This is a genomic window from Streptosporangium sp. G12, from assembly GCF_052983175.1.
Genome location: NZ_JBRIQO010000005.1, coordinates 391,717 through 398,121, shown reverse-complemented (window position 1 = coordinate 398,121; position 6,405 = coordinate 391,717). Strand labels below are relative to the sequence as shown.

At 70.8% G+C, this 6,405-nt stretch carries 4 protein-coding genes; 2 read left to right on the top strand and 2 right to left on the bottom strand.

Annotated elements, in window-relative coordinates; translation table 11 throughout:
- Window positions 1-831: 831 nt before the first annotated feature.
- Entirely contained in the window at window positions 832-1,890 is a 1,059-nt protein-coding gene (gene ftrA / locus ACVCAG_RS10795; RefSeq protein WP_440085231.1) for a transcriptional regulator FtrA, read from the bottom strand.
- Between the two features lie 153 nt (window positions 1,891-2,043).
- Here ftrA and ACVCAG_RS10790 point away from each other — a divergent pair, with 153 nt between their 5' ends.
- On the top strand, window positions 2,044-2,523 hold the full coding sequence (locus ACVCAG_RS10790) for a rhodanese-like domain-containing protein (RefSeq protein WP_440085230.1): 480 nt from the start codon (window positions 2,044-2,046) through the stop codon (window positions 2,521-2,523).
- Window positions 2,524-2,654: 131 nt separating this feature from the next.
- On the opposite strand, the gene ACVCAG_RS10785 is transcribed toward ACVCAG_RS10790, so the two are convergent.
- Window positions 2,655-4,427, bottom strand: coding sequence for an asparagine synthase-related protein (locus ACVCAG_RS10785; protein WP_447189790.1), 1,773 nt, complete (start codon window positions 4,425-4,427; stop codon window positions 2,655-2,657).
- Window positions 4,428-4,770: 343 nt separating this feature from the next.
- Between ACVCAG_RS10785 and ACVCAG_RS10780 the strand changes: the two genes are divergently transcribed.
- Entirely contained in the window at window positions 4,771-6,327 is a 1,557-nt protein-coding gene (locus ACVCAG_RS10780; protein ID WP_440085228.1) for a YfbK domain-containing protein, read from the top strand.
- Window positions 6,328-6,405: the final 78 nt, after the last annotated feature.

The following is a 6,405-nucleotide window of genomic DNA, read 5'->3' as shown; positions in this document are numbered from 1 at the left end:
GGTCCTGCGGGTCCCTCGGGTCCGGGTGCGCCGTCGGCGCCTGCCGGTCCTGCCGGTCCCTCAGGTCCTGCGGGTCCTTCAGGTCCGGGTGCGCCGTCGGCGCCTGCCGGTCCAGCGGGTCCCTCAGGTCCAGTCGGCCCTTCCGGTCCGGGTGCGCCGTCGGCCCCGTCTGCGCCTGCGGGACCTCGGGGGCCCGTCAGGCCCCTGGGGCCTGCGGGACCAGCTGGGCCCTGAATCCCGTCAGGGATCCGGCAAAGGAAGATGGGCAGACCCAGCCACCTGCACAGCGGGATGTAAACCGCATCGCTCGCGGTCGGCTGCAACCCGCCATGGATGATCGTTCCGGTGGCTACGGCGTCCCTGCTGCGGATCACGGTGGGCAGGGCGACGAAGTTCGTGCAAATGCTGGAGAGCACCACGGGGCAGGGGTCACCCTGCACGATTCCAGTGGGTTGGATTCCGTTGTGACGAGCCAGCGCCGAAATCTGAAGTTGCGAATCGGCTGAAACTGGGACAGGGGAGTGCAAAAGAAGGACGGCCCCGGCGAGCGCGCCGCCCGCAAGGGTCCGTTTCATGAAAGTAGACACGTGCGTTGTCTCTCCCCTCCTATTGAGAGAAAACGCTGTGCGGCCATTCTTGGAGTGTCCGGGGGATAGGCAGGAGAAGTGTGGTTCGAATCCAGAATGGAAGCTTGATGGAGGGTGCGCGTTTCTTTGCGTTCCGCAGATTTGGGTCTCTTTATAAGAGATTAATGGTACTCTTGTCCTGATTAGTCGGATAAGCGAACCACGGTGAGATAAAGGGTAAATTACGCTAAGGAATTGTTTCGCGCTAAAGTTCCGTGGCCGGATCCGGTGCCCTGGTTCGGTGCCCGGTTCCATGCGGGCTCACCTGGCCGGACGGTGCTGTCGAGGCGCGGAAGGCCCGCCGGTAGGCGGAGGGGGAGGTGCGCATCGCCCGGGTGAAGTGGTGGCGGAAGGTGGCCGCGCTGTCGAAGCCCACCGCGGACGCGATCTCCTCCACCGAGACGGAGGTGGACTCCAGCATCGCCAGGCTGGCCGTGACCCGCTGGGAGATCACCCACCGCAGCGGGCTCGTTCCGGTCTGCCGCCCGAAGTGCCTGATGAACGTACGCCGGGACATGTGCGCGGCCTCGGCGAGGGCGGCGATCGTGATGGGTTCGGCGAGGTGCTCCAGCGCCCAGGTCATCGCGGCCGCCATGGCGACGCCGTCCTCCACCGGGGTGACCGCGGCCTGGATGAACTGAGCCTGCCCCCCATCCCGGTGCGGGGGGATGACGAGTCTTCGCGCGACCTCGTTGGCCACGCCCGGCCCGTAGTCCTTGCGCACCAGATGGATCAGCAGGTCCAGCCCCGCCGCGCTGCCCGCGCTGGTCAGCACGTCCGCGCCGTCCACGTAGAGCACGTCCGGATCGACTTTGACCCGCGGGAACCTCCGCTGGAGCAGGTCCGCGTACCTCCAGTGGGTCGTCGCCTCCCTGCCGTCCAGCAGTCCCGCGGAGGCCAGCGCGAACGCTCCCGAGCAGATGGACACGATCCGTGACCCTCGGTCGCGGGCCCTCCGCAGTGCCGCGACCACCTCGTGAGGGACCTCGCCGCGGACGTCCGCCACCCCGGGCACGATCACCGTGTCCGCGGACGCCAGCACGTCGAGGCCGTGCTCCACCCGCATCGTGAACCCGCCCGTGACCCGCAGGTCGGTGCTGCTCTCGGCACAGACCGACAACTCGTACCAGGGGATCTCCAACTCGGGGCGGGCGATGCCGAAGATCTCGACCACGCAGCCCAGCTCGAAGGGAGACATGCCGTCGAAGGCGAGCACGGAGACGGTGCGGCGCGTGACGCGGGGCACCGGCGACGGGACGAACATGGCGAGATATTAGCGATAAGCGGCATTCGTGCCACTGTCGGCACTGGCATCGCGACCGGCACCATGCCCGGCCCGGACATCATGGCGGCACCGTCGCCCCACCGCGGTCCTCGCTCCACCGCGGCCCCCGCCCTCTTACCCGAAAGGTCGCACATGTCTGTCAACGCTTGTTTCTTCTCCGCCGTCACCGCGACACCCGCAGCGGGGAACGCCGACGCGCTGGCGCACTTCGCCGCCAGGCTGGCGTTCGAGACCGACGTGTCCGACGTCGCCGCCGACCTGGCCGCCGGGGTCGGCGACATCGTCGTCGTCGACTCCCGGAGTCAGGAGAGCTGGGATCAGGGCCACGTCCAGGGAGCCGTCCACCTGCCCACCGCGCTGATCGCCGCCCGCGCCCGCTCGGTCGTCCCCGCGGGGATGACCGTGGTGACCTACTGCTGGGGGCCGGGGTGCAACGGCGCCACCCGCGCCGCGCTGGAGTTCGCCGGACTCGGTTACCCGGTCAAGGAGATGCTCGGCGGCTTCGAGTACTGGGCCAGGGAGGGCTTCCCCGTCGAGACCGCCGCGGGGGTGTCCCGCCGCCCCGTCGACACCCTGACCGCGCCGGCCTCCGGCATCGCCTGCGCCTGCTGACGTCACTCCGCCAGGCGGCGGGCGTACGCGGTGGGGACATGCCGATCACGGCGGTGAAGTCGCGGGTGAAGTGGGACTGGTCGCTGTAACCGAGGTCGGCGGCCAGCCGCGACCGGTCGGTGGCCCCCCCGTCACGACGGGATGGGGATGTGGACCCTCGGCAGGCCCTGGGGCTCCTTGCCCGGGTACTCGCCACCCAGCATGGTGGCCACGGTGTAGAGGTGCCAGGCCTGGTTGGGCTTCTTCAGGACGGGCTCGGCGAACAGCTTGCGTACCTCGTCGGGCCTGACGATGGGCGCCAGCAGGTCCAGGCGGCCGAGGACGTGGTCGCGCATCAGGCCGGTCAGCTCCACGCCGGGACTGGTTCGCCAGTTCCAGCCACCGCCACCGGTCTTCGGCGCGGTCAGTACCTGCGGCCTGCGCTGCCAGGGGTAGTAGCGCCTCCCGACGCTGAACCGCCACGGCTTGCCCTCGACCGGGATGTCCCTGAGCGAAGGGGCCAGGACACCGAGCAGCTCGTAGATGACCTCCTCCGACAGCCGCCAGGTCTGGTCGAGACCCAGCGCGGCTCGGACCACCCGGTTGTCGAGGAACGGCCAGATCTGGTCGCCCCTGCGCAGCGAGCCCGCCCGCGCCCCCGCGTGCCAGCGACCGACCTTGTAGGAGATGTACATGTGGTCGAGCGCCTCCAGCGGAGCCCGCTCCCGCCAGGGCCCGGCCAGCCCGCGGGCGTGCTCGTTGGCCTCCTCGGTGAACAGCGCCGGGTCCCGCAGGAAGGTCACGTCCACCCGGCGGCGCAGCGCCTTCTCGCTCAGGTCGGTCTGGAGCAGCAACAGGCCCCCGGCCCGCAGGATCTCCCCGCTCTGCCCGGACATGGTGGGCTTGGCGCTGTAGGGGAGGTAGCCGACGATCGACTCGTACGCCGATGTCATGCCCTCGCAGGCCCGCAGCGTCTCGTAGGCTCGCGCGAGAGGGTGCTCGACGACGATCGCGTCCTTCTTCTCGGCGCGGGCCGGGGGGATGACGGTGTGCTCGACGCGGAGCGCGCGGGCGACCCGCCCGGCGATGATCACGTCGGGGTGGGTGTCCAGGCCGTTGGTGGTCGCGCGCAGCGGGATACCGGCCGCGTGCAGTGTCGCGGCGATCAGGCGGCTGTCCCGGCCGCCGGTGAGGGCCAGGTTCACCGGCTCCCCGGCCGCGCGCAGCGGCTCCACCGCGGCCAGCAGCGCGCTCGCCAGCTCGCCGACCAGCTCCTTCTTCTCCCTGCGCGACGTGGGCGCGGGCACGGCGGAGGGGAGCGGGGTCGTGGTGATCGTACGGCGGCCGCCCCTGACGGTCACCGACGAGGACGGCGGCAGCGCGCTCACCCCGCGGTAGGGCGTCTCGTCCGACAGGAAGTATCCCTGCCTGACCATCGACTGCAGCGCGAGCACGTCCCACTCGACCCGCTCGCCGCCGCCCGCGAGGTGGACCAGCAGCGCCCGGCTGCCGATCACGTGCACGTCGGGGGTCTCGGCGTAGTAGACCGGGCAGACCCGGTGGATCGCGGTGGCGGCCGACAGCTCGTCCTCGGTCGCCCGGAACGCCGAGAAGCACCCGCCGACCGCCTCGGTGTCCAGGACCGGCATGCCCGCCAGCCGGTTCACGTCGTCAGGCACGGCCAGGTAGCCGTTCACCCCGGTCACCCGGTCGTGCCCGGTCTCCAGCAGGGGAGGCTGCCGCGAGTCGTCCGGCTCGTTGGTCCAGGCGAACATGGCGATGCCGGGACGGTGCCACTCCCGGGATCTGATGACCTCGGGCGGTACGGGGAACGCGCTGTCGATGGCGCCCCTGACGGTGTGCAGCATCGTCTCCGGTATACCGGCCTCCGGGTGTTTGGCCGCGAGGCCGAGATACACGCGCATGGTGCAGGATCCTATGCCGCGTTTTTTCAAGACAGCTGTGAGTCCGGCCGAGGGCATGACCGTCGTGAACGAGATGCTGTCACGCGCCGTCACCGGCGCGGCCGTGACCGACTTCGTCGCGGGGATGGCACCGCGGGGACGGCGGACGGCAGTCATCGGGGAGGAGATGCCCGTGGCGGAGGACGCCTCGCTGTTCGAGCGGGCACTCGGGCTCGGCGGGCGGGACCCGGCCTGGAAATTCTCATCACGCGCCGAACACGGTTTGCGCTCGCTTGGGTCAAGCTCCCGGCGGACCGGAGGGAGGAGTCGTCGTAGGGGATGACCCGCATCCCTAGGAGGCGACATGAAGTCACGTCCGCTCGCCATCGTTCTCGCCGTCCTCGCCCTGTTCGCCCTGATGTTCGCCGCCGCCTGCGGCGGTTCGGGCGCCGTCGAATCCGCAGGCCAGCCGATGCCCGAATCCGGGAAGGGGATCCCGTCCATGCCCCCGGACGGCCGTCCGCCCGGCGCCGGAGAGGACACCGCCGAGACCGAGTCCGAAGCCCGGGCCACCTCCGGGAACGAAGACCCCCGGGCCGAGGCCGCCCGGCGGCGCGACACCTCCGCCGAGCAGATCTCCACCTTCGCCCTCGACGTGGACACCGCCTCGTACGGCTACAGCAAACGGGCCCTCGACGAGGGCAGGCTGCCGGAGGCGGGTCAGGTCAGGCCGGAGGAGTTCGTCAACTCCTTCGCGCAGGACTACGCGGAGCCCAAGGACGACGGCTTCACCGTGCACATGGACGGCGCCCGCACGCCGGGGAACGGCACCGCGCTGCTCCGCGTCGGCCTGCAGACCCGCGGGGCGAGCGCGGAGGCCCGACGCCCGGCGAACCTCACCTTCGTGGTGGACGTGTCCGGCTCGATGGACGAACCCGGCAGGCTCGACCTGGTCAGGGAGGCTCTGCACAAGCTCGTCGACCAGCTCGGGCCCGGCGATCACGTCTCCCTCGTGGCCTTCAGCGACCAGGCGGACGTCGTCCTCTCCATGACCCCGGCGACCGAGAAGGAGGAGCTCCACGCCGCCGTCGAGCGCCTCGCCATCCAGCAGTCGACGAACCTGGAGGCGGGGCTGACCAGCGGCTACGCCGAGGCCGCGGCGGGTTTCAGGCCGGTGGCCGTCAACCGTGTCATCCTGCTCTCCGACGGCCTGGCCAACGCCGGCGACACCACCTGGCAGGGCATTCTCGACCGGGTCGCGGACGCCGCGGGCAAGAAGATCACCCTGCTGTGCGTCGGCGTCGGCCGCGACTACGGTGACGAGCTGATGGAGCAGCTCGCCGACAACGGCGACGGCGCCGCGGTCTACGTCAGCTCCGTCGACGACGCGCGCAAGGTCTTCGTCGAGCAGCTCGCCACCAACATCGACCTGCGCGCCCGCGACGCCAAGGCGCAGGTCGTGTTCAACCCCTCGGCCGTGGAGTCCTACCGCCTGATCGGCTACGAGAACCGGCAGATCGCGACCGAGGACTTCCGCGACGACAGCAAGGACGGCGGCGAGATCGGCCCCGGCCACTCGGTGACGGCACTGTACGAGGTCCGGCTGCGCGGCGGGGCGGCGGGACAGCTGGCCACCGCCACCGTGCGCTGGCAGGATCCCGACACCCGCGACCCCGCGGAAGCCGCCCGTTCTCTGGAGGCGGGCGACCTGGCGGCCTCGCCGTGGGAGGGGCCCACGCCGAGGTTCCAGGTCGACGTGGTGGCCGCGGGCTTCGCGGAGTATCTCCGCACCGGGGAGGGGATCGCCGGAGCCGAGCCCGACGACCTCGCCGCCCACGCCACCCGCCTGGCCGCGTCCACCGAGGACCCGGCGGTGACCGAGCTCGCCAAACTGATCGAGAAGGCCGCGTCGCTCCGGTAGGCGCCCGCACCCGCGTCGCCCGTACGCGCGAACCATGATCGGGTGGGCCGGCTCCCCGTGAGCCGGCCCCGTGGGAGG